This window comes from Arthrobacter paludis, from assembly GCF_056782315.1.
In genome coordinates this window covers 43,237-68,801 of the sequence record NZ_JBXAEW010000013.1, presented here as the reverse complement: position 1 = coordinate 68,801, position 25,565 = coordinate 43,237, and the positions used below count along the sequence as shown (strand labels likewise).

At 74.1% G+C, this 25,565-nt stretch carries 24 protein-coding genes and 1 pseudogene; 19 read left to right on the top strand and 6 right to left on the bottom strand.

Going from position 1 to position 25,565, the window contains the following annotated elements; translation table 11 throughout:
- Window positions 1–24 precede the first annotated feature (24 nt).
- A complete protein-coding gene (locus AC1Q5D_RS12345) occupies window positions 25–855 on the top strand; it encodes a thioesterase family protein (protein WP_481738758.1) in 831 nt (276 codons plus the stop codon).
- Between the two features lie 44 nt (window positions 856–899).
- On the top strand, window positions 900–1,637 hold the full coding sequence (locus AC1Q5D_RS12340; protein ID WP_481738757.1) for a lipoyl protein ligase domain-containing protein: 738 nt from the start codon (window positions 900–902) through the stop codon (window positions 1,635–1,637).
- A 139-nt stretch (window positions 1,638–1,776) separates the two neighbouring features.
- Here the strand turns inward: AC1Q5D_RS12340 and AC1Q5D_RS12335 are convergent, their stop codons facing one another.
- From AC1Q5D_RS12335 to AC1Q5D_RS12325, 3 genes are all read right to left on the bottom strand, one after another.
- Window positions 1,777–2,406 carry an MBL fold metallo-hydrolase gene (locus AC1Q5D_RS12335; protein WP_481738756.1) on the bottom strand — a complete coding sequence of 210 codons (630 nt, stop codon included), beginning with the start codon at window positions 2,404–2,406 and terminating at the stop codon, window positions 1,777–1,779.
- A 1-nt stretch (window position 2,407) separates the two neighbouring features.
- Window positions 2,408–3,493 carry an S-(hydroxymethyl)mycothiol dehydrogenase gene (locus AC1Q5D_RS12330; RefSeq protein ID WP_481738755.1) on the bottom strand — a complete coding sequence of 362 codons (1,086 nt, stop codon included), beginning with the start codon at window positions 3,491–3,493 and terminating at the stop codon, window positions 2,408–2,410.
- 103 nt (window positions 3,494–3,596) lie between these two features.
- Window positions 3,597–3,869 (bottom strand): glutaredoxin domain-containing protein, encoded by a 273-nt coding sequence (locus AC1Q5D_RS12325; RefSeq protein WP_481738754.1) that lies wholly within the window; start codon window positions 3,867–3,869, stop codon window positions 3,597–3,599.
- A 35-nt stretch (window positions 3,870–3,904) separates the two neighbouring features.
- Here AC1Q5D_RS12325 and AC1Q5D_RS12320 point away from each other — a divergent pair, with 35 nt between their 5' ends.
- Complete coding sequence (locus AC1Q5D_RS12320; RefSeq protein WP_481738753.1) at window positions 3,905–4,684, top strand: SOS response-associated peptidase; 780 nt, start codon at window positions 3,905–3,907, stop codon at window positions 4,682–4,684.
- A 25-nt stretch (window positions 4,685–4,709) separates the two neighbouring features.
- Here the strand turns inward: AC1Q5D_RS12320 and AC1Q5D_RS12315 are convergent, their stop codons facing one another.
- Complete coding sequence (locus AC1Q5D_RS12315) at window positions 4,710–5,141, bottom strand: VOC family protein (RefSeq protein ID WP_481738752.1); 432 nt, start codon at window positions 5,139–5,141, stop codon at window positions 4,710–4,712.
- Window positions 5,142–5,312: 171 nt separating this feature from the next.
- Here AC1Q5D_RS12315 and AC1Q5D_RS12310 point away from each other — a divergent pair, with 171 nt between their 5' ends.
- The 7 genes from AC1Q5D_RS12310 (at window position 5,313) to pdxS (ending at window position 14,114) form a co-directional block, all read left to right on the top strand.
- On the top strand, window positions 5,313–5,624 hold the full coding sequence (locus AC1Q5D_RS12310) for a DUF6504 family protein (RefSeq protein ID WP_481738751.1): 312 nt from the start codon (window positions 5,313–5,315) through the stop codon (window positions 5,622–5,624).
- Window positions 5,621–9,193 (top strand): DNA polymerase III subunit alpha, encoded by a 3,573-nt coding sequence (locus AC1Q5D_RS12305; protein WP_481738750.1) that lies wholly within the window; start codon window positions 5,621–5,623, stop codon window positions 9,191–9,193. Before AC1Q5D_RS12310 ends, AC1Q5D_RS12305 begins: the two co-directional genes overlap by 4 nt.
- Window positions 9,190–9,747: a methyltransferase family protein gene (locus tag AC1Q5D_RS12300; RefSeq protein WP_481738749.1), complete on the top strand. Its 558-nt coding sequence runs from the start codon at window positions 9,190–9,192 to the stop codon at window positions 9,745–9,747. The genes AC1Q5D_RS12305 and AC1Q5D_RS12300 overlap by 4 nt, the downstream gene beginning before the upstream one ends.
- 110 nt (window positions 9,748–9,857) lie before the next feature.
- A complete protein-coding gene (gene thrS / locus AC1Q5D_RS12295; protein ID WP_481738748.1) occupies window positions 9,858–11,861 on the top strand; it encodes a threonine--tRNA ligase in 2,004 nt (667 codons plus the stop codon).
- A 2-nt stretch (window positions 11,862–11,863) separates the two neighbouring features.
- Window positions 11,864–12,466, top strand: coding sequence for an HIT family protein (locus AC1Q5D_RS12290; protein WP_481738747.1), 603 nt, complete (start codon window positions 11,864–11,866; stop codon window positions 12,464–12,466).
- Between the two features lie 4 nt (window positions 12,467–12,470).
- The gene (gene pgsA, locus AC1Q5D_RS12285; protein ID WP_481738746.1) at window positions 12,471–13,088 is read left to right on the top strand and encodes a phosphatidylinositol phosphate synthase; all 618 of its coding nucleotides are present in this window, start codon (window positions 12,471–12,473) and stop codon (window positions 13,086–13,088) included.
- Between the two features lie 117 nt (window positions 13,089–13,205).
- Window positions 13,206–14,114, top strand: a complete 909-nt coding sequence (pdxS, locus tag AC1Q5D_RS12280; protein ID WP_481738745.1) for a pyridoxal 5'-phosphate synthase lyase subunit PdxS — start codon at window positions 13,206–13,208, stop codon at window positions 14,112–14,114.
- A gap of 118 nt (window positions 14,115–14,232) precedes the next feature.
- On the opposite strand, the gene AC1Q5D_RS12275 is transcribed toward pdxS, so the two are convergent.
- The gene (locus AC1Q5D_RS12275) at window positions 14,233–14,952 is read right to left on the bottom strand and encodes a GNAT family N-acetyltransferase (RefSeq protein ID WP_481738744.1); all 720 of its coding nucleotides are present in this window, start codon (window positions 14,950–14,952) and stop codon (window positions 14,233–14,235) included.
- 2 nt (window positions 14,953–14,954) lie between these two features.
- Window positions 14,955–16,961, bottom strand: a complete 2,007-nt coding sequence (locus AC1Q5D_RS12270; protein WP_481738743.1) for a M3 family metallopeptidase — start codon at window positions 16,959–16,961, stop codon at window positions 14,955–14,957.
- 46 nt (window positions 16,962–17,007) lie between these two features.
- Here AC1Q5D_RS12270 and AC1Q5D_RS12265 point away from each other — a divergent pair, with 46 nt between their 5' ends.
- The 9 genes and pseudogenes from AC1Q5D_RS12265 (at window position 17,008) to secF (ending at window position 25,502) form a co-directional block, all read left to right on the top strand.
- Entirely contained in the window at window positions 17,008–18,276 is a 1,269-nt protein-coding gene (locus AC1Q5D_RS12265; RefSeq protein ID WP_481738742.1) for a CapA family protein, read from the top strand.
- Between the two features lie 124 nt (window positions 18,277–18,400).
- The gene (pdxT, locus tag AC1Q5D_RS12260) at window positions 18,401–19,060 is read left to right on the top strand and encodes a pyridoxal 5'-phosphate synthase glutaminase subunit PdxT (protein ID WP_481738741.1); all 660 of its coding nucleotides are present in this window, start codon (window positions 18,401–18,403) and stop codon (window positions 19,058–19,060) included.
- A 2-nt stretch (window positions 19,061–19,062) separates the two neighbouring features.
- A complete protein-coding gene (locus tag AC1Q5D_RS12255) occupies window positions 19,063–19,821 on the top strand; it encodes a YebC/PmpR family DNA-binding transcriptional regulator (protein ID WP_481738740.1) in 759 nt (252 codons plus the stop codon).
- On the top strand, window positions 19,822–20,409 hold the full coding sequence (gene ruvC, locus AC1Q5D_RS12250) for a crossover junction endodeoxyribonuclease RuvC (RefSeq protein ID WP_481738739.1): 588 nt from the start codon (window positions 19,822–19,824) through the stop codon (window positions 20,407–20,409). It abuts the gene before it with no gap.
- Between the two features lie 89 nt (window positions 20,410–20,498).
- Window positions 20,499–21,136, top strand: a pseudogene (ruvA, locus tag AC1Q5D_RS12245) (Holliday junction branch migration protein RuvA); the annotation flags it as partial.
- A 10-nt stretch (window positions 21,137–21,146) separates the two neighbouring features.
- A complete protein-coding gene (ruvB, locus tag AC1Q5D_RS12240) occupies window positions 21,147–22,178 on the top strand; it encodes a Holliday junction branch migration DNA helicase RuvB (protein WP_481738815.1) in 1,032 nt (343 codons plus the stop codon).
- 118 nt (window positions 22,179–22,296) lie between these two features.
- A complete protein-coding gene (gene yajC, locus AC1Q5D_RS12235) occupies window positions 22,297–22,731 on the top strand; it encodes a preprotein translocase subunit YajC (protein ID WP_481738814.1) in 435 nt (144 codons plus the stop codon).
- 73 nt (window positions 22,732–22,804) lie between these two features.
- On the top strand, window positions 22,805–24,526 hold the full coding sequence (secD, locus tag AC1Q5D_RS12230; RefSeq protein WP_481738738.1) for a protein translocase subunit SecD: 1,722 nt from the start codon (window positions 22,805–22,807) through the stop codon (window positions 24,524–24,526).
- On the top strand, window positions 24,519–25,502 hold the full coding sequence (secF, locus tag AC1Q5D_RS12225) for a protein translocase subunit SecF (RefSeq protein ID WP_481738737.1): 984 nt from the start codon (window positions 24,519–24,521) through the stop codon (window positions 25,500–25,502). The genes secD and secF overlap by 8 nt, the downstream gene beginning before the upstream one ends.
- Window positions 25,503–25,565: the final 63 nt, after the last annotated feature.

The window sequence follows — 25,565 nt, the reverse complement described above, 5'->3', positions numbered from 1 at the left end:
CGGACCCCCGCGAAAGGACGCCTGATGACGGAGACCGCCACGGCCGCCGGACTGCCCGAACTGGCCACCGGAGACTTCTACTACGAGTCCCTGGGCCAGGGGCGCTACCGCTCCACGGTGCACGCCCAGGGCGCCTGGAACCCCCACGAGCAGCACATGGCCCCGGCCACCGGGGTGCTGGTGCACGAGCTGGAGGCGTTCGAGCCCCGCGAGGACGCGCGGATGGCCCGGATGAGCCTGGACATCCTGGGCATCATCCACGGCGGAGAGTTCGAGGTGCGGACGCGGATGCTGCGCCCGGGCCGGACGATCGAGCTGATCGAGGCCGAGATGGTGGCCCGGGGGCGGACGTGCATCGTGGCCCGGGCGTGGCGCCTGAAGACCCTCGACAGCGCCCCGGTGGCCGCGCTCGAGGACGAGGCGGTGGCCCACCCGGAGCAGCTGCCGGCCTGGGACGGGATGTCCCCGTGGCCCGGTGGCTACATCGAGTCCCTGGACTTCCGCGTGGCCCCGGGGCACCGCCCCGGCCGCGGCATCGTGTGGATGCGGAACCCCTACGCGATGGTGTCCGCGACGGCGGCGACGGCGCCGATCGTGCGCCTGCTCGGGATGGTGGACACGGCCAACGGCGTGGCGCCGCGGGTGGCGCCCGGCCCGGCCTCGTGGATGTTCCCCAACGTGGACCTGCAGATCCACATGCACCGCGCCCCCGTGGGGGAGTGGCTCGGCCTGCAGGCCCAGCAGACCTACGGGGCCGACGGCATCGGCCTGACCTCCTCGGTCCTGCACGACGTGGAGGGGCCGTTCGGCCGCAGCGAGCAGATCCTGACGGTCCGCCCCATGCCCGGTCAGTAGGGCCGCGGCGGCGGCGACCGGGCGGCCCACCTAGAATCGGGACCATGACCGTGTGGAACCCGGGGGCCGACGCGCCCCTGCACCTCTGGCGCTGCGAGCCCTCCGGGGACCCCGAGGCCGACCTCCACGCGGGGCTCGAACTGCTCGCCCAGGTGCGCGACGGCGAACGCCCCGCGACCGTGCGCGTGTACCGCCCGGACCCGACGCTGGCGTTCGGCCAGCGCGACGTCAGGCTGCCGGGCTACGCGGCCGCCGTCGCCGCCGCCCGCGCCGCGGGGTTCGCGCCGGTCGTGCGCAAGGCCGGCGGCCGCGCCGCCGCCTACCACCGCGGGACGCTGATCGTGGACCACGCGGAGCGCGCGGACGAGGCCATGATGGGACACCAGCTGCGCTTCAAGGCGCTGGGCGCCCTGTATGCCGACGCGCTGCGCACGCTGGGGGCCGACGCCGCCGTCGGCGAGATCCCGGGGGAGTACTGCGCGGGCGAGTACAGCGTGCACGGCATCCCGGGGCCGCGGTCCTCGGCGGCCTCGCCGGTCAAACTGGTCGGCACGGCGCAGCGGGTCGTCTCCGGGGCCTGGCTCTTCGCGAGCGTCTTCGTCGTCGAGGACTCGGGTCCCGTGCGGGCGGTCCTCGAGGACGTGTACGCCGCCCTCGGCCTGCCGTTCGCGCCCGCGACCGCCGGGTCCGTCGCGGACCTCGTGCCGGGCACCACGGTGGCCGACGCCGAGTCCGCGCTGCTGGACGCCTACGCCGCGCACACCCTGGTCCTGGGCCGCTAGGAGCCCGCCCGCCCCCTCGGGAGAGGCCCGCGGCGGGGGAGCCGTCCCGGGCCGGCCTGGGCCGGGCCCCGGCCCAGACACGACGGCGGCGCCGGCCCCCAGGGGAACCGGCGCCGCCGTCGTCGTCCGCTCGAACGGCCTAGTGGCCGCGGTCGATCCACTCCTGCAGGTTCGGCGCCTCGTCGCCGATCCGGGTGGGGTCCCCGTGGCCGGTGTTCACCACGGTCTCCGCGGGAAGGGGCAGGAGCCGGTCCCGGATCGAGTCGATGATCGTCCCGAAGTCGCTGTACGAGCGCCCGGTCGCGCCGGGACCGCCGTTGAACAGCGTGTCCCCCGAGAACAGGACACCCAGGTCCGGCGCGTGGAAGCACGTCGAGCCGGGGGAGTGGCCCGGGGTGTGCAGGGCCGTCAGCGACGTCCCGGCGACCTCGAACTCGTCCCCGTCCGCGATGGCCGCGTCCGGCTGCGTCCCCGGGAACACGTCCTCCCAGAGCATCTGGTCGGCCGGGTTCAGGTACACGGGCGCCTGCACCCGGTCCGCGAAGTCCCGCGCGTGCCGGATGTGGTCGTCGTGGCCGTGCGTGAGCAGCACGGCCTTGACCGTGCGCCCGGACACCGCCCGGGCGATGGCCTCCGGGTCGTGGGCGGGGTCGATCACGAAGACCTCGGAGTCGTCGCCGACGATCCAGACGTTGTTGTCCACGTCCCAGGTGCCGCCGTCCAGGCTGAACGTCCCGGAGGTCACCAGGTTCTCGATGCGGGCCGCCACGCTAGAGCTCCACCACGGAACGCAGGACCTTGCCGCCGTGCATCTTCTCGAACGCGGCCTCGACGTCCTTGATGCCGATACGCTCGGTGACGAAGGCGTCCAGGTCCAGGCGGCCGAGCTTGTACTGCTCGACGAGCATCGGGAAGTCGCGGCTGGGCAGGCAGTCGCCGTACCAGGAGGACTTCAGGGACCCGCCGCGGCCGAAGACGTCCAGCAGCGGCAGCTCCAGGGACATCTCCGGGGTCGGCACGCCGACGAGCACGACCCGGCCGGCGAGGTCGCGGGCGTAGAAGGCCTGCTTGTAGGTCTCCGGGCGGCCCACGGCGTCGATGACGACGTCGGCGCCGAAGCCGCCGGTCAGCTCGCGGATGGCCTCGACCGCGTCGGAGGCCTTGGAGTTCACGCCGTGGGTGGCGCCCTGCTGCTTGGCCAGCTCGATCTTGGCGTCGTCGATGTCGACGGCGATGATCGTGGTGGCCCCGGCGAGCTTGGCGCCCACGATCGCGGCGATGCCGACGCCGCCGCAGCCGATGACGGCCACGGACTCGCCGCGCTTGACCTCGCCGGTGTTCATGGCGGCGCCGATGCCGGCCATGATGCCGCAGCCGAGCAGGCCCACGGCGGCGGGGTCGACGTCCTCGTCGATCTTGGTGCACTGCCCGGCCGCGACGAGGGTCTTCTCGGCGAAGGCGCCGATGCCCAGGGCCGGGGAGAGCTCGGTGCCGTCCTCGAGGGTCATCTTCTGGGTGGCGTTGTGGGTGTCGAAGCAGTACTGCGGCTGGCCCTTGGCGCAGGCGCGGCACTGGCCGCACACGGCGCGCCAGTTCAGGATGACGCGGTCGCCCACGGCGACCTCCGTGACGTTCTCGCCGACGGCGGAGACGACGCCGGTGGCCTCGTGGCCGAGCAGGTAGGGGTACTCGTCCCCGATGCCACCCTGCTTGTAGTGCAGGTCCGTGTGGCAGACCCCGCACGTGAGGATGTCGACCACGGCCTCGCCCGGCCCCGGGTCGGGGATGACGATGGTGGTGGTCTCGACCGGGGCGTCCTTGGCCCGCACGACAACGCCCTGGACCTTCTGCGGCATGGCGCTCCTTCCCTCCGGCCGCCCACGCGGCCGCGCTTGGTGCTTGGAAAACAAGGGGGTGCCGGCCTGTGGCGGCCGGCACCCCTCATCCAACCACACGGGTCTAGGAAAGTCGCTCCCTCACTTCGGCGATGCGGGGGTTGGTCGCGGCCGTCCCGTCGGGGAAGACGAGGGTCGGCACGGTCTGGTTGCCGCCGTTGAAGGACTCGACGATCTCGGCGGTGCCGGGCACCTCCTCGATGTTGACCTCGCGGTAGGCGATGCCGTCGGCGTCCATGGCCCGCTTGAGGTTCCGGCAGTAGCCGCACCAGGACGTGGTGAACATGGTGACCGCCCCGGCCTGGGGGACGTATTCGTTGAGGTTCGCTGCGCTCATGCCCAAGCCAACCGGCCGTGTGGGACGCTTATTCCATGTGCGGTCGCTATGTCATGGCCAGGGCGGTCGGGGACCTCGTCGCGGAGGCCGGGGCCGAGGACCCGGGGGACCTGGCGCTGCCCCCGTCGTGGAACATCGCCCCCACCTCGGACGTCGCCGTCGTGCTGGAGCGGCTCGTCTACGGCGAGCCGGCCCGCCAGGTCCACGTCGCCCGCTGGGGGCTGGTGCCGGGGTGGGCCAAGGACCCCGCCGTCGGCGTGCGGGCCTTCAACGCGCGCAGCGAGACCGCCGCGGAGAAGCCGACGTTCCGCCGCGCGGCCCAGGCCCGGCGCTGCGCCGTCCCCGCCGAGGGCTACTTCGAGTGGCAGCGGGAGGGGGCCGGCCGCGGCGCGCGGAAGACCCCGCACTACGTGCACCCCGCCGACGGGTCCCTGGTCTTCTTCGCCGGGCTCTACGAGTGGTGGAAGGACCCGTCCCGGGAGTCCGGCGACCCGGGGCGGTGGCTGCTCTCGACCTCGATCCTGACCATGCCCTCCCCGCCGGAGGGCACGGGCGATGCGGTGCTGGAGCGGCTGGCCACCCTGCACGACCGCGTCCCCCTGCCGCTGTCGCGGGACGGGATGGACGCCTGGCTCGACCCCGGGGCGCGCGAGCCGCTGCCGCTGATCGAGCGGGCCGTCGCGGAGGCGCCGGACGTCGCCCGGCGCTGGGACGTGCGGGAGGTCGGGGCCGCCGTCGGGAACGTGCGCAACGACGGGCCCGAGCTCATCGAGCCCGCCGTGCCGGAGCCGGCGGAGCCAGGCGGGCTCTTCTAGGGCCCGGGCGCGGCCGGGCCGCGCACTACCCGAGCGCGACGGCGCCGTCGTCCCCGATGGAGAACGCCGGGTTGTGGACGAAGTCCCAGCGGTAGCCGTCCGGGTCCGCGACGCACGCGCTGGTTCCGCCCCACGGGCGCCGGCCGGGTTCCTCGACCGCCGCCGCGCCGGCCGCCAGCGCCCGCGCGTAGAGCCCGGCGACCGCCCCGGGGGAGTCCGTGTTGTGCCCCAGGGACACGGGTGGGGCCTGCGCCCCGAAGCCGACGTCGCCGTACTCGCCCGGCATGCTGGCCACGTTCCACAGGGCGAGCATCAGCCCGTGCCCGGCGCGGACGAACGCGATCTCCCCGGGCAGGTGCTGCAGCGGCTCGAAGCCCAACCCGTCCACGTAGAAGGCGCGGGAGGCCTCGACGTCGCGCACGCCCAGGGTCACTGCGGTGATGGCGGGATAGTCCATGGCGGCAGGGTAGCGCCCAATCCGTCGGTGCGCCTCCCTAGCCTTGGAATCGAACAAAAGTTCGAATAAAATGGAGTTGGCGCCACCGAGCTTCCCCCTGCGGCGCCGGCTTCCCGTACCCAAGGGCGCCCCCGGACCCTCACACCCGGCCGGCGCGATGGAGGTTTCGGTATGGGCCTGTTCACCCAGTCCATCGAGGTCGACTGCACGCCCACCGGCCAGCCCCTGCGGCTGCGCTGGCAGGGGCGCGAATACCGCGTGGCCGCCGAGCCGGTGCGCTGGTTCGAGCGCCGCCGCTGGTGGGCCGAGGAGCCGCGCGCCCAGCGGGGCAGCGGCCCGGGTCTGGTGGACCACGAGATCTGGCGCCTCCAGGTCCGGCTGGCCGGGCGCGGCCCGCTGCTCACGTTCGATGTCTCCCGGCACACCGGCACGGGACGCTGGCGGATCGTGCGCATCCACGACGCTCTGCGGGAGAGCGCGTGACCTTCACCCACCTCCACGTCGCCACCGCGTTCAGCGCCCACTACGGCGCCTCGTGGCCGGAGGACCTCGCCGCCCGGGCGGCGGCCGACGGCGCCGACGCCCTCGCGTGCACCGACCGCGATGGGCTCTACGGCACCGTCAAGCACCTCAAGGCGTGCCGCGAGCACGGGCTGGACCCCCTCGTCGGCGTCGACCTCGCCGTGCTCGGGGCCGCGCCGCGCGCCGCGCGCGGGCGGCGCCCCCGGCAGCCGCCGGTCGCCGGCCGCGTCGTCGTGCTGGCCACCGGGCACGACGGCGGCGCCGGCTACCACGCCCTGTGCCGGCTCGTCTCGGCCGCCCACGCCGGAACCGGCGGCCCGTCCGCCCGCCCGGTCGGCGTCACCGCCTCCGAGCTGGCCGCCCACGCGGCCGGGGAGGACGGGACCGCCCGGCTGATCGTGCTGCTGGGCCCGTACTCCGACGTCGGGCGCGCCGCGCAGGAGCGCGGCTACTCCCGGGCCCGGCAGCTGCTGGCCGCCTGGCGCTCGGCCCTGCCGGACGGCGCGCTCGCCGTCGAGGCCGTCACCCACCTGAGCCACCCCGGCGGGCGGCTCAGCACCGCCCACGCCGTGCGCCTGGCGCGCGCCGCGCGGGACTGCGGGGTGCCGGTGGTGCTCTCCAACGCGGTCCGCTATGCGGAGCCCGACGGCGCCGCGACCGCCGACGTGCTCGACGCCGCCCGCGCCCTGACGTCCCTCGAGGCCCTTGACGACCTGCAGCCGAACGGGCAGGGCTGGCTGAAGGGCCCCGCGGAGATGGCAGGCCTGGCCCGGGAACTCTGCCGCGAGGCCGGATGGGGCGGCGCGGAGGCCGCCCGGCTGCTGGCGGACACCGCCGCCGTCGCCGACCGCTGCCGGCTGGACCCGGTCGCCGACGCCGGTTGGGGCCGGCCCGTCGTCCCCGAGGCCGAGGTCATCGGCATCGCCGGGGCCCCCGACCGCGAACTGCTCGCCCGTTGCGAGGCCGGGGCCACGCGCCTGCTCGGCGCCGGCGCCGACGCCCCCGAGGTCCGCCGCCGCCTGGGCGCCGAGCTGTCCACCATCGCCGGCCTGGGCTTCGCCCCCTACTTCCTCACCGTCGCCGAGGTCTCCACCATGATCGCCGGGCTCGGCGTCCGCAGCGCCGCCCGCGGCTCCGGCGCCTCCAGCCTGGTCAACTACCTGCTGGGCATCAGCCACGTGAACCCGCTGGCCCACGACCTGCTCTTCGAGCGGTTCCTCTCCCTGGACCGCTCCACGCTGCCCGACATCGACATCGACGTCGAGTCCGCCGAGCGCCACCGGATCTACCACCGGATCTTCGAGCGGTTCGGCCCCGAGCGGGTCACGCTCATGAGCATGCAGAACGGCTACCGCGCCCGCGGCGCCGTCCGCGACGCCGGCCTGGCCCTGGGCTTCGACGAGGCCGAGATCGACGCGATCGCCAAGCAGCTGTGGCGCTTCTCCGCCGGGGGGTTCAGGCAGGCGCTCGCCGAGAAGCCGGAGCTGAGGCCCTTCGCCGAACGCGTGGGCCGGGAGCGCCAGCTGGACCTGCTGGTGGACATCACCGAGCGGCTCGACCGGCTGCCCCGCCACATCTCCATGCACCCGTGCGGGGTGATCCTCGGGGACGCGTCCCTGCTGGACCGCACGCCGGTCCAGCCCAGCGGGCTGGGGCTGCCCATGAGCCAGTTCGACAAGCACGACATGGACCCGATGGGCATGTTGAAGCTGGACGTGCTGGGCGTGCGCATGCAGTCGGCGATGGCCCACGCGCTCGACGAGGTGGTGCGCATCCACGGCGGCGCCGAGGAGGTGGCCGCCGCCGGCGGCCACCCGCCCGGCCCGGAGGGCGGCCCGCCCGCGTACGTCGCGCCCGACGGGCGGATCGACCTGGAGCGCGTGCCCCTTGACGACGAGGCGACGTTCGAGCTGATCCGCAGCACCCACACCCTGGGCTGCTTCCAGATCGAGTCCCCCGGGCAGCGCGAGCTGCTGGGCAAGCTGCAGCCGCGCGAGTTCAACGACCTGATCATCGACATCTCTCTGTTCCGGCCCGGACCCATGCAGTCGGACATGGTCCGGCCCTACCTGGAGAACCGGCACGGCTTCGCCCCCGAGCGCTACCCGCACCCGGACCTGAAGCCCGCGCTCGCCGAGACGCACGGGGTCACGGTCTTCCACGAGCAGGTGCTGCGCACGTTCCACACCATGACGGGATGCTCGCTGGCGAAGGCCGACGTCTTCCGGAGGCTGCTCGGCAACCCGGACCGGGAGCCGGAGGTCGAGGCGTTCTTCCGTTCCCGCGCGCGGGAACGGGGGTACGCGCTCGACGTCGTGGACACGGTGTGGAGGACGTTGCAGGCCTTCGGCAGCTTCGGGTTCTGCAAGGCCCACGGGGCCGCGTTCGCGGTGCCCACGTACCAGTCCGCCTGGCTGAAGGCCCACCATCCGGAGGCCTTCCTGGCCGGGCTGTGGGAGCACGACCCCGGCATGTACCCCAAGCGGCTGCTCGTCGCCGAGGCGAGGCGGCTGGGGATCCCGATCCTGCCGGTGGACATCAACCGCAGCGCGGCCGCCTACCACGTGGAGCGCACGGGGGAGGGCCGGCTCGGGATCCGACTCGCCCTGTCCGGCATCCACGGGGTGTCCGGGAGGGAGGTCCGGCGGGCCGTTGCCGGCCAGCCCTACGCCTCGCTGGCGGACGTGCGGGACCGGGCGGGCCTGACCCGGGCCTCGCTCGAGCGGTTGGCCGCGCTCGGGGCGTTCGACGCGTTCCAGGCCCGGGCCGGCCGCGGCAACCGCGCCGACCTGGTCCGGCACCTGCTCGCCCAGCGCTCCGCGGCGCGCCCGGCGCCGCGGCACCGGCCCCTGCCGGGCCAGCTGCCCCTGCCGCTGCCGGACCTCGAGGCCGCCGCCCTGCCGGACGGATCGCCCGCACCGACCGCGGAGGAGACGGTCCGCACCGAACTGGACCTGCTCGCCGTCGACGCGAGCGGCCACCTCATGGACAGCCACGGGCCGCTGCTGCGCCGGCTCGGGACCACCAGCGCCGGGGAGCTGCTGGGGCTGCGCAACGGCGCGGAGGTGCTCGTCGCGGGGATCCGTGTGGCCACGCAGACCCCGCCGATGCGCGGCGGGCGGAGGGTCGTGTTCATCTCGCTCGACGACGGGACCGGCTGCGTGGACTGCACGTTCTTCCAGGAGGCCCAGGAGAACTCCGGTCCGCTCCTGTTCGGGACCCGGCTGCTGCTCGTGCACGGCAAGACCCGCCGCACCGGCCCCCGCGGCATCAGCCTGCAGGCCCTGCGCGCCTGGGACCTCGCGGACACCGCCGCCCTCCCCGGCCCGGGCTACCTGACGTCCCCGGACCGGGCCCGGGACACCGGCCGCCGCCCCGCCCCGGCCCCGCCGGATGCGTCCGGCGACCCGGGCGGCCTCGCCCGCCTCATGGAGGCCGAGGGCCTCGACAACCGCGTTCCCGCCGGGGCCCGGCGGCGCGCCCCCGCGCCCTTGGCCCGCCCGCGGCACCGGGGCACCATGGGGGCATGAACCGCACACAGCACCGCGCGGACCCCCGGAAGCCGGACCCCGCCGAGGCCGCCCAGCGGCGCCGGGCCATCGCCGGCACCGCCGCCTTCGCCGTCGGGCCACTGACGGTCGGCGGCGCCGTCCCGTGGCTGCTGACCCGGTGGCGGCCCCGCACGCCGGTCCCCGGCGGGCCCGCGGCCCGCGCGCTCGGGACGGTGCTGGCCGCGGCCGGCGCGGCCGCCGTCGCCGACGCGTTCCGGCGCTTCGCCGTCGAGGGCCTCGGCACCCCGGCCCCCGTCGCCCCGCCCCGGCGCCTGGTCGTCAGCGGCCCGTACCGCTACGTGCGCAACCCGATGTACATGGCCGTCATCTCCGCCGTCGCCGGCCAGGCGCTGCTCCTCGGCCGGCCCCGCCTCTACGCGTACGCCGCCGGCCTGTCCTGCATGACGTTCTCCTTCGTGCGCCTCTACGAGGAGCCGCACCTCGCGCGCACCTTCGGGACCGACTACGAGGACTACCGGCGGACCGTGCCCGGATGGCTGCCCCGGCCGCCCCGGACCCGCGCCGCCCGGTAGGCGCGGCGATTGGTTGGCCCGCCCGGCCAGCCGCTAGGCTTGACCGCGGCTGGCTGTGGTCCCCGTACGCCACAAGTCATGAAGCCGGACAACGAAGCGAGGAAAGCAGCGTGCCAGAGCAGATCACCCTGAGTGTCAACGGAGAGCAGCGGGAGGTGGCCCCGGGCACGACCGGCACGGAGCTGTTCGCCGATGACAAGGCCATCGTCGTCATGAGGGTGGACGGGGTGCTCCGCGACCTGGACCGGCCGCTCGAGGCCGGCACCGCGGTCGAGGGCGTCGCCATCGATTCCCCCGACGGGCTGGACGTGCTGCGCCACTCCACCGCGCACGTCATGGCGCAGGCGGTGCAGCAGCTGCGCCCGGGCGCGAAGCTGGGCATCGGCCCGTACATCACCGACGGCTTCTACTTCGACTTCGACGTCGACGAGCCCTTCACGCCCGAGGACCTGAAGACCCTCGAGAAGATGATGCTCAAGATCGTCAACCAGAACCAGCGCTTCTCCCGCCGCGTGGTCACCGAGGACGAGGCCCGGGCCGCCATGGCCGACGAGCCGTACAAGCTGATCCTGCTGGACAAGTCCGCGGAGGCCGACGAGGCCGGCGAGGGCGTCAACGTCGAGGTCGGCGCCGGCGAGATCACCATCTACGACAACCTCGACCGCAAGTCCGGCGACGCGGTCTGGTGCGACCTGTGCCGCGGCCCGCACCTGCCGAACACCAAACTGATCTCCAACGCTTTCGCGCTGACCCGCTCCGCCGCCGCCTACTGGCTCGGCAGCGAGAAGAACAAGCAGCTCCAGCGCATCTACGGCACCGCCTGGCCCACCAAGGAGGCCCTGAAGGCCTACCAGGAGCGCCTCGCGGAGGCCGAGCGGCGCGACCACCGCAAGCTCGGCGCCGAGCTGGACCTGTTCTCCTTCCCGGACGAGCTCGGCTCGGGGCTGCCCGTCTTCCACCCCAAGGGCGGGATCATCCGCCGCACGATGGAGGACTACTCGCGCCGCCGCCACGAGGAGGCCGGCTACGAGTTCGTCTACACCCCGCACATCACCAAGGGCCGGCTCTACGAGGTCTCCGGACACCTGGACTGGTACCGCGAGGGCATGTTCCCGGCGATGCACATCGACGAGGAGCGGGCCGAGGACGGGACCGTGCGCAAGCCGGGCCAGGACTACTACCTCAAGCCCATGAACTGCCCGATGCACAACCTGATCTTCGCCTCGCGCGGACGGTCCTACCGCGAGCTGCCGCTGCGGATGTTCGAGTTCGGGTCCGTGTACCGGTACGAGAAGTCCGGCGTCGTGCACGGGCTCACACGCGTGCGCGGCATGACGCAGGACGACGCGCACATCTACTGCACGCGCGAGCAGATGAAGGACGAGCTGGCCACCACGCTGAACTTCGTGCTGGACCTGCTCAAGGACTACGGCCTGGACGACTTCTACCTGGAGCTCTCCACCAAGGACCCCGAGAAGTACGTGGGCTCCGACGAGGTCTGGGACGAGGCGACCCGCACGCTGGAGGAGGTCGCGACCGCCTCCGGCCTGGAGCTGGTCCCGGACCCGGGCGGGGCGGCGTTCTACGGGCCCAAGATCTCCGTGCAGGCCCGGGACGCGATCGGCCGGACCTGGCAGATGTCCACCATCCAGCTGGACTTCAACCTGCCGGAGCGCTTCGAGCTCGAGTACCAGGCCGCCGACGGCTCCCGGCAGCGCCCGGTGATGATCCACCGGGCCCTGTTCGGCTCCGTCGAGCGCTTCATGGGCGTGCTGATCGAGCACTACGCCGGCGCGTTCCCGGCCTGGCTGGCCCCCGTGCAGGTGCGCGCCGTGCCGGTCGCGGAGGCGTTCAACGACTACGTGGCCGACGTCGTGGCGCAGCTGCGCGCGCGGGGCATCCGCGCGGAGGCCGACCTGGGCACCGACCGGTTCCCGAAGAAGATCCGCAACGCATCGAAGGACAAGATCCCGTTCACCCTCATCGCGGGCGGCGAGGACGCGGAGGCCGGCGCCGTCTCCTTCCGCTTCCGGGACGGCAGCCAGGACAACGGGATCCCCGTGGAGAAGGCGATCGCGCGGATCGTCGCGGCCGTCGAGAACCGGGAGTCCTAGGCGTGGCGGACGCGGGAGGCGGCGCCGCCTGGGGCGGCCCGGCGGGGGAGGGCCCGGCCGGCGACCAGGCCGTGACCGACGACTTCGCGACCGGCGGCGTCCCGGACCACTTCCAGCGGCTCTGGACGCCGTACCGGATGGCGTACATCAAGCGCGGCCAGGGCCAGGTGACGGGCGAGGACGACTGCCCGTTCTGCGTGGGCCCCACCCGCAGCGACGAGGACGCCCTGATCGTGCACCGCGGCCGGACGGCGTTCGTGGTGCTCAACCTCTTCCCGTACAACTCGGGGCACCTGCTCGTCTGCCCGTACCGGCACGTGCCGGACTACACCGACATCACGGAGGAGGAGACGGCGGAGATGGCCGCGCTCGCCCAGCACTCGATGCGGGTGCTGCGCGCCGTGGCCAACCCGTCCGGCTTCAACCTGGGCATGAACCAGGGGGTCGCCGGCGGCGCCGGCATCGCCGCCCACCTGCACCAGCACATCGTCCCGCGCTGGAGCGGCGACGGGAACTTCTTCCCGATCATCGCCCAGACCAAGGCGATCCCGGCCACCCTGGGGGCGGTCCGCGACGACATCGCGGACGCCTGGGACAGCGTCTGAGCCCATGCTCAACCGGCACGCCCGCGGGCTCTTCACCGCCCTGCTGACGCCCCTGGCCCGCTGGCTGCTGCGCCGGGGCGTGACCCCGGACGCGGTGACCGTCGGCGGGACGGCGGGCACGGTCGCCGCGGCCCTCGTGCTCTATCCGGCGGGCCAGCTGTTCTGGGGCACCGTGGCGATCACGGTGCTCGTGTTCGCCGACCTGCTCGACGGCATCATGGCCCGCTTGCCCGAGGCCCCCGAGCGCGGCGACGGCCGCTGGGGCTCGTTCCTGGACTCGACGCTGGACCGGATCGCTGATGCCGCGGTCTTCGGCGGGCTGGCCGTGTGGGGCTTCGTGACGGCCGGCAGGGACGACGTCGGCGTCGCCGCGCTCGCCTGCCTGGCCACGGGCTCCCTGGTCTCCTACGCGCGCGCCAAGGCCGAATCGCTCGGCTTCGACGCGAACACGGGCATCGCGGAGCGCGCGGAGCGACTCATCGTGGCCCTGGTCTTCGCTGGCCTCGTCGGGCTCGGCCTGCCCCCGGGGGCGCTCTCGGTCGCCCTCGCCCTGCTCGCCGCGGCGAGCGTCGTGACGGTGGGGCAGCGGGTCGCGGCCGTCCGGCGCCAGTCGCGCGCCTAGGCGCCCGCCGCGGCTGCGGGCGTCCCGGGACGTCGCGCGGGGGCGTGCGCCACGCCACGTGGCATAGGATGGGGTGGTTCCCCGAACGCCCCATACCGTTTCCCCGAAAGGATGCGCGTGTCCCAGCACGAGAACACCCCCGCCCCGACGACCGGCAGCTCGCGCGTGAAGCGCGGCATGGCGGAAATGCTCAAGGGCGGCGTCATCATGGACGTCGTCACCGCCGAGCAGGCCCGCATCGCCGAGGACGCCGGCGCCGTGGCCGTGATGGCCCTCGAGCGCGTCCCGGCCGACATCCGCGCCCAGGGCGGCGTCTCCCGCATGTCCGACCCGGACATGATCGACTCCATCATCGAGGCCGTCTCCATCCCGGTCATGGCCAAGGCCCGCATCGGCCACTTCGTCGAGGCCCAGGTGCTGCAGTCGCTCGGCGTCGACTACATCGACGAGTCCGAGGTCCTGACCCCGGCCGACTACACCAACCACATCGACAAGTGGGCCTACACGGTGCCCTTCGTCTGCGGGGCCACGAACCTCGGTGAGGCCCTGCGCCGCATCAACGAGGGCGCGGCGATGATCCGCTCCAAGGGCGAGGCCGGCACCGGCGACGTCTCCAACGCCACCACGCACATGCGCCAGATCCGCGCCGAGATCAAGCGCCTCTCCTCCATGCCCGAGGACGAGCTGTACGTGGCCGCGAAGGAGCTCCAGGCCCCGTACGAGCTCGTGCGCGAGGTCGCCGAGACCGGCAAGCTGCCGGTCGTGCTGTTCACCGCCGGCGGCATCGCGACCCCGGCCGACGCCGCCATGATGATGCAGCTCGGCGCCGACGGCGTGTTCGTCGGTTCCGGCATCTTCAAGTCCGGCAACCCGGCCCAGCGCGCCGCCGCGATCGTCCGGGCCACCACGTTCCACGACGACCCGGAGACCATCGCGAAGGTCTCCCGCGGCCTCGGCGAGGCCATGGTCGGCCTGAACGTCGACGAGATCCCGGAGCCGCACCGGCTCGCCGAGCGCGGCTGGTAGCCAGCGCCGCACCGCCGACGGCGGCCGCCCCACCCGGGGCGGCCGCCGTCGCGTTGTCCGGTCCCGGGCTCCCCGCGCGGGTGGGGGAGCCGGGCGGGCCGCCGGGGGCCGGGGACGCCTAGCCTCCGAGAACGAGCCGGCGCCCCCGGCCGAGGAGCGGCAGGCCGCAGGCGGCCAGGAACGCGGAGGCCGACGGGGGCGCGCCGGCCACCGCGCCGCCCGGATCCGTCTCGTCCGGCCCCGGGGCCACGCCGGCGCACAGCGCGGCCAGCAGGGCGCGGCCGGCGCCCCGGCGGCGCTGCTCCGGTGCGACGGCGGCCCCGTGCACGGACACCGGTCCGCCCGGCAGCCGCAGCCCGAACGCGCGTCCGGCCACCGCGCCGTCCGGGGTGCGCGCGAGCGCGTGCGCGATCCGCATCGGGTCCGTGCCGGTCCGCCGCAGGACGGCCAGCTCCTCCGCGTCGGCGCCCCGGGCCCCCGGCAGGTCGTCCTCCAGCGCCACCGTCCCGGGCCAGCCCGCCCCGCCGGCCACGGCGGGCCCGGCGTGCCAGAGGAGGGGAGGGGCGTCCGCGAAGCCGGCCGCCAGCAGCCCCCGGTCCCTGGCACCGGCGTTGGCGAGGGCGATCACGCGCGCCGCCCCGAGCCGGTGGCCCTCCGCGAGGCCGGGCCGCAGGCCGTGCGGTCCGGCGTCGGCGGGGAACAGCAGCACGAGCCGCCGCCGGGCCGGCTGCCACGCCCACTCGCAGCCGTGTGTCGTGAACACCCGTCCACCCGTGGCCGCGGCCAGGGCGCGGTGCCACGCGGCGAGCGCCTGCTCGGCCTCCCGCAGGGACGGCACGCTCAGGCGCCCAGCCCGCGCCGCGCGAGCAGCGGCCCGACGGCGGCGTCCCGCCCGCGGAACGCCCGGTAGGACTCCAGCGGGTCGCGCGTGTTGCCGCGGGACAGCAACTCGGACCGGTACGCGTCGCCGTTGGCCCGGGTCGGCCCCCCGCGTTCCCGGAACCAGTGCTCCGTGTCCGCGGCGAGCACCTCGCTCCAGATGTACGAGTAGTACCCGGCCGAATACCAGCCGGAGAACACGTGCTTGAAGTAGCCGGTGCGGTAGCGCGGCGGAACGGCTTCGGGGTCGAACCCGGCCTCCCGCAGCGCCCGGTCCTCGAACGCGGCCGGGTCGTCCACGGTCTCGCCCGGCGCCAGGCCGTGCCACGCCAGATCCAGGACCGCCGCCGCGAGGTACTCGGTGGTCGCGAACCCCTGGCCCCACGCCGCGGCGGCCGCGAGCCGTTCCAGCGTCCCGGGCGGGAGCGGCCCGCCCGTCTCGTGGTGGACGGCGTAGCGTTCGGCCAGCGACGGCCACAGGGCCCACATCTCGTTGGCCTGCGACGGGTACTCCACGAAGTCCCGTGGCACCGAGGTCCCGGACAGGGAGGCGTACCTTCCGGCGGAAAAGAGGCCGTGCAGCGCATGGCCGAACTCGTGGAAGAGCGTCCGGACCTCGTCCAGCCCCAGGAGCGCGGGCCGCCCGGGCGCCGGCCGGGCCAGATTGAGGTTGTTCGTCACGACCGGTCGCTCCCCCCACAGGGAGGCCGCGTCCCGCAGCGAGTCCATCCACGCCCCGCCGGACTTGGTGGGCCGGGTGAAGAAGTCCGCCATGAACTGCCCGAGCGGGGAGCCGTCGGCGTCGAAAACCTCCCAGGTGCGCACGTCGGGATGCCATCCCGCGACGTCCGGCCGCTCCCGGAAGGAGACCCCGTAGAGCAGGGTCGCCGCGGCGAACACCCCGTCGGCGAGGACGCGCTCCAGGTCGAACCAGCCCCTCAGCGCCTCCGTGTCGACGGCGTGCTCGTCGCGCCGCACGCGGGCCAGGCCCCGGGCGCGGTCCCACGGCGCGACGGGGGCACCGCCTCCCACCCGGGCGTCCTCGCGGGCCGCGTTGCGCACCGCGGGGGCGGCGAGGGCGGCCAGGCGTTCCCGGACCGCCGCCAGCGACGGCGCGGTCCGGTCCCCGAGGGCGTACTCGGCGTGGCTGCCGTAGCCCAGCACGCCCGCCCGTTCCGCCCGCAGGGCCGCCATCTCGGCCGCGATCGCCAGCGTCGCATGCTCGCCGTCCGCACCACGGCCGACGGACGCCTCGTGGATCCGGCGGCGGAGCGCGGGGTCCTCCAGCCGCTCCAGCACCGGCTGGGCCGACGGCAGCGCCAGCGGCAGCAGGTAGCCGTCCGGCCGGCCCGCGGCCGCCGCCGTGTCCCGTGCCGCCGCGACCTCGTCCGCGGGCAGGCCCGAAAGCCCGTCAGCGTCCCCGACCCAGACGGCCGCCGCGTTCAGCGCGGCTTCGATCCGGCGGGTGTAATCGGCCTCGAGTTCGGCGAGGCGCCCGTTCAGCTCCCGCAGGCGGCCCCGGTCCGGCGCCGACAGGCCCGCGCCCGCGCGGCGGAAGCGCCGCAGCGTCTCCTCGGCCAGGCGGGCGTCCTCGCCACGGAGACCGGCGGTGTCCACGGCCTCCAGCCGCGCATGGAGGCCGGCATCGAAGTGGACGGCGTCCTCGTGCGCCGCCAGCAGGGACTGGATGGCGGGGTCCACGGCCAGGATCCCCCCGGTCGCGTGTGACGCGCGGACCGTGGAGTAGGCGGCCCGGGCACGGCGCAGGTCCTGCCCGCTGCGCTCCAGGGCGACGAAGGTGTTCTCGAAGCTGGCCGGCCCCGGGTCGGCGGCGATCGCCGCCACCTCGGCCGCATGCCGCTGCGCCACCCCGACCGTGATCGCCTCCAGGTAGTCGTCCGCGTCGAGCGCGGCGAAGTCGGGCACCCCGTAGGGCAGCGGGCTGGGCTCCAGCAGCGGGTTCACCATGGACCCCAGTCTGCACCAACGGGCCCCGTCCCATTAGGCTCGGGCCATGCGCGTGCCCGTCCGCCGACTCCCGGCCTGCCTGCTCGCCGGCGCCCTGGCGCTGGGCCTGACGTCGTGCCTGCAGCCCCCGGCCGGGGACCCCGGCCCGACGCCGGAGCGGGCCTCCCCGGTTCCCGGGGCGCCGTCGTCCGCCACCCGCCCGCCGTCGTCCGGCGCCCCCGCCCCGACGTCCGGCTCGGTACCGCCGTCGGCCGGCTCCGTGCCGCCGCCGTCGGCCGGAAGCGCGCCGGCAGGCGCCGCCTGCCCGCCCTCCGACTGTGTCGACCTGGTCGTCAGCGGCGACGTGCTGCTGCACCCCGCGCTGTGGGAGCAGGCGGAGCGCGACGGCGGCGGCCGTCCGGACTTCCGGCCGCTGCTCGCCGAGCTGAAGCCCCACCTGGCTGGCGCGGAGCTGGCCGTATGCAACCTCGAGACGCCGGTCGGCCCGGCGGAGGGCCCGTGGAGCGGGTACCCGGCGTTCAGCGTGCCACCGCAGATCGTGCCAGCGCTCCGGGACACGGGATACGACGCCTGTACGACGGCCACGAACCACGCCCTCGACGCCGGCACCCCTGGGGTGGAGCGGACCCTGGACGCGCTCGACGCCGCCGGCCTCGACCATGCGGGCACGTACCGCACCCGCGCCGAGGCCGAGCGCCCGGTCGTCGTCGACGCCGGGGGAGCGCGGGTAGGGCTCGTGACGGGCACGTACGCCCTCAACGGGTACGTCCCGGACGCCCCCTGGCGCGTGGACGGGCTCGATCCCGACGGGCTGGTCGCGGACGCGCGCGCCGCCCGGGCGGCCGGCGCGGACCTCGTGGTGGCCGGGCTGCACGCGGGAGACGAGTACACGGACCGTCCCAACGACGAGCTGCTGCGCACGGCGCGCGCCCTGGCCGAGTCCGGCGAGGTCGATTTCGTCTACGCCCACCACACGCACTCCGTCCTGCCCCTGGAACGCCACGCGGGGACGTGGATCGCCTACGGGCTGGGCAACAGCGTCGCCGACCACGCCACCGACCTGGCCGTGAACCGGGAGGGGCTGACGGTGCGCCTGCGCTTCGAGCGCGGCCGCGACGGCTGGACGGCCGCGGCCCCCGTCTGGACCGCCCACATCATGGCCAGGGACCCGGCCCGGTGGTGCGCCCTGCCGGCAGCGTCCCCGTGCACCGACACGGCGGAGGACGCCGCCTCGCTGGCGCGGACGACGCGCACCGTCAACGCCTACGGCGCCGACGACGACGGCGCCCGCCCGTGGCGCCGCGCCGCGGGATGACGCCACGCGAGGACGCGGTGCTGTGGGGCGGGGCACGCCGGGGGTTTATGCTGGACTGTCCCCACTTCCATGCCCCGGTCGGACCGGGGCCCGTCCCCGACCGCCGGGGGAAAGCGAGACGCACGTGTCCACCATCGGTGTCCTGGCCCTACAGGGCGACGTCCGCGAACACGCGGCCGCACTCGAGGCCGGGGGCGCGCGCGCCGTGCCGGTCCGCCGCCCCGAGGAGCTCGCCGGCCTGGAGGGGCTGGTCCTGCCCGGCGGGGAGTCCACGACCATCGACAAGTTGGCCCGCGCCTTCGGGATCGCCGGACCGATCCGCGAGGCGATCGCCGACGGGCTGCCCGTCTACGGCTCGTGCGCCGGCCTGATCCTGCTCGCCGACCGGTTGGCCGACCCGGCCGCCGACCTGCGGGGGGAGCCCCAGCAGACGTTTGGCGGGATCGACATGGTCGTGCGGCGCAACGCGTTCGGGCGGCAGGTCGACTCGTTCGAGACGGACTTGGACTTCAAGGGCCTCGAGACCGTCACCGCGCCGGGAGAGACCCCGACACTGCGCGCCGTGTTCATCCGTGCGCCATGGGTCGAGTCCGTGGGCCACGGCGTGGAGCCGCTCGCGCAGGTCGACCTGCCCGGCGGGGACCCCGACGGCGGCGGGCCCGGGAACGCTAGAATCGTCGCAGTCCGATCCGGGAACCTCCTGGCCACGGCCTTCCACCCGGAGGTCACGGGCGAGCGGCGCGTCCACCGTCTTTTCATCCAGATGATCCGAGGAGAAGCGTAAGCATGTCAGGCCACTCCAAATGGGCGACCACCAAGCACAAGAAGGCGGTCATCGACGCGAAGCGCGCCAAGTCCTTCGCGAAGCTGATTAAGAACATCGAGGTCGCGGCCCGCGCCGGCGGCGCCGACATCGCGGGCAACCCCGCCCTCGAACTCGCCGTGCAGAAGGCGAAGAAGACCTCGGTGCCCAACGACAACATCGACCGCGCCATCAAGCGCGGCGCCGGGCTCACCGGCGAGGCCATCGACTACCAGGAGATCATCTACGAGGCGCGCGGCCCGCAGGGGTCGGCGCTGCTCGTCGAGTGCCTGACGGACAACAAGAACCGGGCCGCCTCCGAGGTCCGCGTCGCCATCACCCGCAACGGCGGCACCGTGGCCGACCCCGGCTCGGTCAGCTACCTGTTCTCGCGCAAGGGCGTCGTCTCGCTGCCCAAGAAGGAGCTGTCCGAGGACGACGTGCTCCTGGCGGTCCTCGACGCGGGCGCCGAGGAGGTGCAGGAATCGGGCGAATCGTTCGAGGTCCACTCCGAGCCCACCGACCTGCGCGCCGTCGTGGCCGGCCTCGAGGAGGCCGGGATCGAATACGAGTCCGACGAGGTCGAGTTCGTCCCGTCCATGAAGGTCGAGCTCGAGGCCGACGCCGCCCGCAAGTTCCTCAAGCTCGCGGACGCCCTCGAGGACCTGGACGACGTGCAGAACGTCTACTCCAACGCCGACATCAGCGAGGCCGTCCAGGCCGAGCTCGAGGCCGACGACTAGGTGGCGCTGCGGGTCGTCGGCGTCGACCCCGGCCTGACCCGCTGCGGGCTGGCCGTGGTCGACGTCGGCGCCAACCGGCGCGCCGCCCTCGTCGACGTCGCCGTCCTCGGCACCGCGCCCGACCGCCCGCTCGACGAGCGCCTGCTGGCGATCGCCGACGGCATCGACGCCTGGCTGGACCGCCACACGCCCGACGCCCTGGCGATCGAGCGGGTCTTCAGCCAGCTCAACGTGAGCACGGTGATGGGAACCGCCCAGGCCTCCGGAATCGTGATCGCCTCCGCCGCCCGCCGCGGGATCCCCGTCGCCCTGCACACGCCCACCGAGGTCAAGGCCGCCGTGACCGGCAGCGGCCAGGCGGACAAGGCCGCCGTCGGGCGGATGGTCGCCCGCATCCTCGGCCTGGACTCCCCGCCCCGTCCCGCCGACGCGGCCGACGCCGTCGCCATCGCCATCACCCACGGGTGGCGCGGAGCCGCCCCCGGCTCGCACGCCTCCGCGTCCGCTCCCGGCGGGGGTTCGGCGCTCACGCCCGCGCAGCGGGCCTGGGCCGCCGCCGAGGCGAAGTCCCGGAGGACACGCCGCTGACGGCGTTCCCGCGGCAGGGCCACTAGGCTGTTCGTAGATGTGTTCGGTTCGCCCGCCGCGGACCGGAGGAACCCGCCGGAGGAAACACCATGATCAGCTCCCTGCACGGCACCGTGCGCCATGTGGGCCTGGGCAGCGCCGTCGTCGACGTCAACGGCTTCGGCATGCTCGTGCAGGCCACGCCCCAGACACTGGGGGCGCTGCGGACGGGCGAGGACGCCCTCGTGCACACCTCGATGGTGGTCCGCGAGGAGTCCATGACCCTGTTCGGCTTCGCGGACACCGACGAGCGGGACGTGTTCGAGACGCTGCTCGGTGTCGCGGGCGTCGGGCCGCGCCTGGCGCTGGCCGTCCTGGCGGTGCACTCGCCCGAGGACGTGCGCGTCGCCGCGTCCGCGGGCGACGCCAAGGCGTTCACGCGGGTTCCCGGCATCGGCCCCAAGGGCGCCCAGCGGATCGTCCTGGAGCTGGCCGGCAAGCTCGTGCCCACGGGGCGGGACGCCGCGCCGGCCGGCGGCAGCGCGCCGCAGGCGTGGCGGGGCGACGTGCTGGAGGCCCTGGTCTCGCTCGGCTGGTCCGAGAAGGACGCGGGCAAGGCCATCGACGCGACGGCCGAGGCGGAGCCCGACGCCGTCGCCGGCGGCGACGTCCCCTCCATCCTGCGCCACGTGCTGCGGGACCTCGGCCGCGGCGCGGCGGCGCGGGCGCGGTAGCCGGTGGCCGCGGAGCACACGCCGTTGACGGCGTCCACGAGCGAACCGGAGGAGCGGGCCCTCGAGGCGGCCCTGCGCCCCAAGAACCTGCACGACTTCGTCGGCCAGGAGCGGGTGCGGCGCCAGCTCTCCCTTGTCCTGGAGGCGGCGCGCATCCGCGAGCGCCCCGCGGACCACGTGCTGATGTCCGGGCCGCCGGGGCTGGGCAAGACCACGCTGGCGATGATCATCGCCGCGGAGATGAACTCGTCGCTGCGCATCAGCTCCGGCCCGGCCATCCAGCACGCGGGCGACCTGGCCGCGATCCTCTCCTCGCTCACGGAGGGCGAGGTCCTCTTCCTCGACGAGATCCACCGCATGAGCCGCCCCGCCGAGGAAATGCTCTACATGGCGATGGAGGACTTCCGGGTCGACATCGTCGTCGGCAAGGGCGCCGGCGCCACGGCCATCCCGCTCGAGCTGCCCCCGTTCACACTCGTCGGCGCCACGACGCGGGCCGGCCTGCTGCCCGGACCGCTGCGGGACCGCTTCGGGTTCACCGGGCACCTGGAGTTCTATTCGACGGCCGAACTGGAGTTGGTCCTGCGCCGCTCGGCGATGCTGATCGACCTGCGCGCGACGTCGGCGGCCTTCACGGAGATCGCCTCCCGGTCCCGCGGCACCCCCCGGATCGCCAACCGGCTCCTGCGCCGCGTGCGCGACTGGGCGCTGGTGCACGGCCTCGAGCAGGTGGACGCGGAGACGGCCGGCGCGGCCCTGGACATGTACGAGGTCGACGGCCGCGGGCTCGACCGCCTGGACCGGGCGGTGCTGCGCGCGCTGTGCACCAAGTTCGGCGGCGGCCCCGTGGGGCTGTCCACCCTGGCCATCGCCGTGGGGGAGGAGACGGAGACCGTCGAGGAGGTCGCGGAGCCCTACCTGGTGCGCGAGGGGCTGCTCGGGCGGACGCCCCGCGGACGGATCGCGATGCCCGCGGCGTGGGACCACCTCGGGCTGGCCATCCCGCAGGGTGCGCCGGTGCAGCAGCCCGAGCTGGACCTCGACGCCCCGGAGTAGGCTCCCGCTGGCCGGTCCTCAGCGCCCGCACAGCCCGCGTGTCTAGAATGGACTGCGGCCGCCCTGCCGGGGCGCGCCCCCACCCACCACTAAGGAGCAGGTAGCGCACGTGACCCCCATGGTTCTGGCCCAGGCCCCCGCCCCCGCCAACGGCGGCGGATTCGATCCGATGTCCCTGATCCTGTTGGCGGCCTTCGCGTTCCTGATCATCATGATGTTCCGGGGCCGCAGGAAGGCCAAGACGCAGCAGGAGAAGCTGCAGTCGAGCCTGGCGCCCGGGGCCGAGGTCATGACGCAGTTCGGGCTGTTCGGCACCGTTGTCGCCATCGACAAGGACGAGAACAAGGTCGTCCTCGAGCTCTCGCCGGGCCACCGCGCCACGGTGCACTCGCAGGCAATCGCCCGTGTGGTGGAGCCCACCCCCGCCGCGGCGGAGCCGGCCGCAGCGGAGCCGGCGGACGCCGACCGCGCGCTGGACGACGCGGACCGCCGCGCGGACGGCACGGGCAGCCCGGCCGACGGGACGGACGGTCCGGAGCACCCCCGCCCGTAGCCTCCGGCCCGCAGCGCGCCGGGGACGGCACCGACCGCCCGGCGGACCGAACCGCCCAGCAGAAAGCGTCCACATGTCTACATCCGCCCCCGTGCGCCACGCACGCCGCGCCCTGCTTTGGCTGGGCGTGCTGTGCATCGTGTTCAGCGGCCTCCTCGTCACCGGCGTCGCCACCGGGAACACCACGTGGGGCCCCAAGCTCGCCCTTGACCTGGAGGGCGGGACGCAGATGATCCTGGCGCCGGAGGTCGCGGGCGGCGCCGCGCCGACGCAGGAGCAGCTCGAGCAGGCGGTCCAGATCATCCGCCAGCGCGTCGACGGCTCCGGCGTCTCGGAGGCAGAGATCACGACACAGTCCGGGCGCAACGTCGTCGTGTCCATGCCGGGTGTCCCGGACAGCGAGCAGCGCGAACTCATCCAGGCCTCCGCCGCCATGGAGTTCCGGCCCGTGATCATGGCGGGGCCGTTCGCGGCCGTCCCGCAGGAGAGCCGGACGCCCGCCAGCCAGCTGCCGAAGCCGACGGCGGAGCCGGAGCACGGCTCCGACACGAACTGGGTCGACGCCGACCTGCTGAAGCAGTTCGAGGCCTACGACTGCCCGACCGAACTGGCCGGGCGGACCGACTCCACCCATGCTCCGGGCGAGCCGATGATCGCCTGCGACCCCGGCACCCAGGCCAAGTACATCCTCGGCCCGGTCGCCATCCCGGGCGACGACATCTCGGACGCCTCGTTCGGCATGCAGCGCAGCTCCCAGGGGTTCACAACAGGCCAGTGGGCCGTCCAGCTGGAGTTCAACTCCGAGGGCGCGGCCGCGTTCCGCGACGTCACCCAGCGCCTCGTGGGCCTCCAGGGGGCCCAGAACCAGTTCGCCATCGTCCTCGACGGGGTGATCGTCTCGGCGCCCACGACCAACGCCGTGATCGGCGACGGCCGGGCCGAGATCACCGGCAACTTCACCGAGGAGAGCGCGCAGGCCCTGGCCGAGCAGTTGAAGTACGGCGCGCTGCCGATCAGCTTCGAGATCCAGTCCGAGCAGCAGATCTCCGCCACCCTCGGCGAGGACCAGCTGCGGATGGGCCTCATCGCCGGGATCATCGGCCTGGCCCTGGTCGCCGCCTACTCGTTCTTCCAGTACCGGCTGCTCGGGCTCGTCACCATCGCGTCGCTGATCGTGGCGGGGTTCCTGACGTACCTGGCGCTCGTGCTGCTCGGGTGGGCGCAGAACTACCGCCTGTCCCTGGCCGGCATCGCGGGCATCATCGTCGCGATCGGCCTGACGGCGGACTCGTTCATCATCTACTTCGAGCGCATCCGCGACGAGCTGCGCGACGGCCGGAGCCTGCCGTCCGCCGTCGAGACCGGGTGGAGCCGCGCGAAGCGCACCATCCTCGCGGCCAAGGCCGTGAACCTGCTGGCCGCCGTCGTGCTCTACATCGTCGCCGTCGGCGGCGTGAAGGGCTTCGCGTTCACGCTCGGCCTCACGGCGATCGCCGACCTGATCGTCGTCTTCCTGTTTACGCACCCGGTGCTGCAGCTGCTCGCGCAGACCAGGTTCTTCGGCGAGGGCCACCGGCTGTCGGGCCTGGACCCGTCCCTGCTCGGGGCGGAGCCCCTGTACCGGGGGGCCGGCCGCCTCCGCCAGTTCAATCCGGCCCCGACGGGGGCCAGGAAGTCCAAGGGCGCCGCGGCCGAGGCCGCCCGGCGCCAGACCATCGCGGAGCGCCGACGCGCCGCGGCCGCCGACGGCGACGGGGACCGCGCCGAGGCCACGAAGGGAAGCGACCATGCCTAGCAAACTCGCCACATGGGGCAACGAGCTCTACACGGGCAAGCGGTCCTACGGCTTCATCCGGCGGCGCAACCTCTGGTTCGCGATCGCCGCGGCCCTGGTCGTCCTCTCCATCCTGGTCCCCGTGGCGAAGGGCGGGTTCAACCTGGGCATCGACTTCCGCGGCGGGTCCGAGTTCACCGTGTCGGACGTCCAGAACACCGACGTCGAAGCCGGCGAGCAGGCCGTGGCGGCCGTGGCCCCCGAGCAGGATCCCCGCGTCACGAACATCGCCCCGGGCACCATGCGGATCCAGACGGACCGGCTCAGCGACGACCAGACCCTGCAGGTGGCCGAGGGGCTGCAGGAGGCCTACGCCGTGGGGCCCGAGCAGGTCACGTCCACGTTCATCGGCCCCACGTGGGGCCAGGACGTCTCGCAGCAGGCCCTGGTCGGGCTCATCGCCTTCATCGTGCTCGTCGGGTTGCTGATGGCCCTGTACTTCCGGACCTGGAAGATGTCCCTCGCCGCCGTGGTCGGGCTGCTCGTCGTCGTGGTGATCACGGCCGGCATCTACGCGCTGTCCGACTTCGAGGTGACGCCCAGCGCGATCATCGGCTTCCTCACCATTCTCAGCTACTGCCTGTACGACACGGTCGTCGTCTTCGACAAGGTCCGCGAGAACACGGAGCACCTGGCCGAGCGGACGTTCGACGAGGAGGTCAACCTGGCCGTCAACCAGACGCTGGTCCGCTCCATCAACACGTCCGTTGTCGCCGTGCTGCCCGTGGCGGCGATCCTCTTCATCGGCGCGTACCTGCTGGGTGCCGGCACGCTGAAGGACCTCTCGCTGGCCCTGTTCGTCGGCATCATCGTGAGCACCCTGTCGACCCTGTTCGTGCAGGCACCGTTGTACTCGTGGCTGCGCCGGCGCGAGCCGGCCCTGGTCGAGCACGCAGAGTCGGTCGAGCACCGGCGGAAGGCGGCCGTCGCGGTCTAGGGCCACCCGTCGCCCGCCGTCCCTCCGGGGCGGCGGGCGACGCCATGGAGGGCCGCGGGCCAC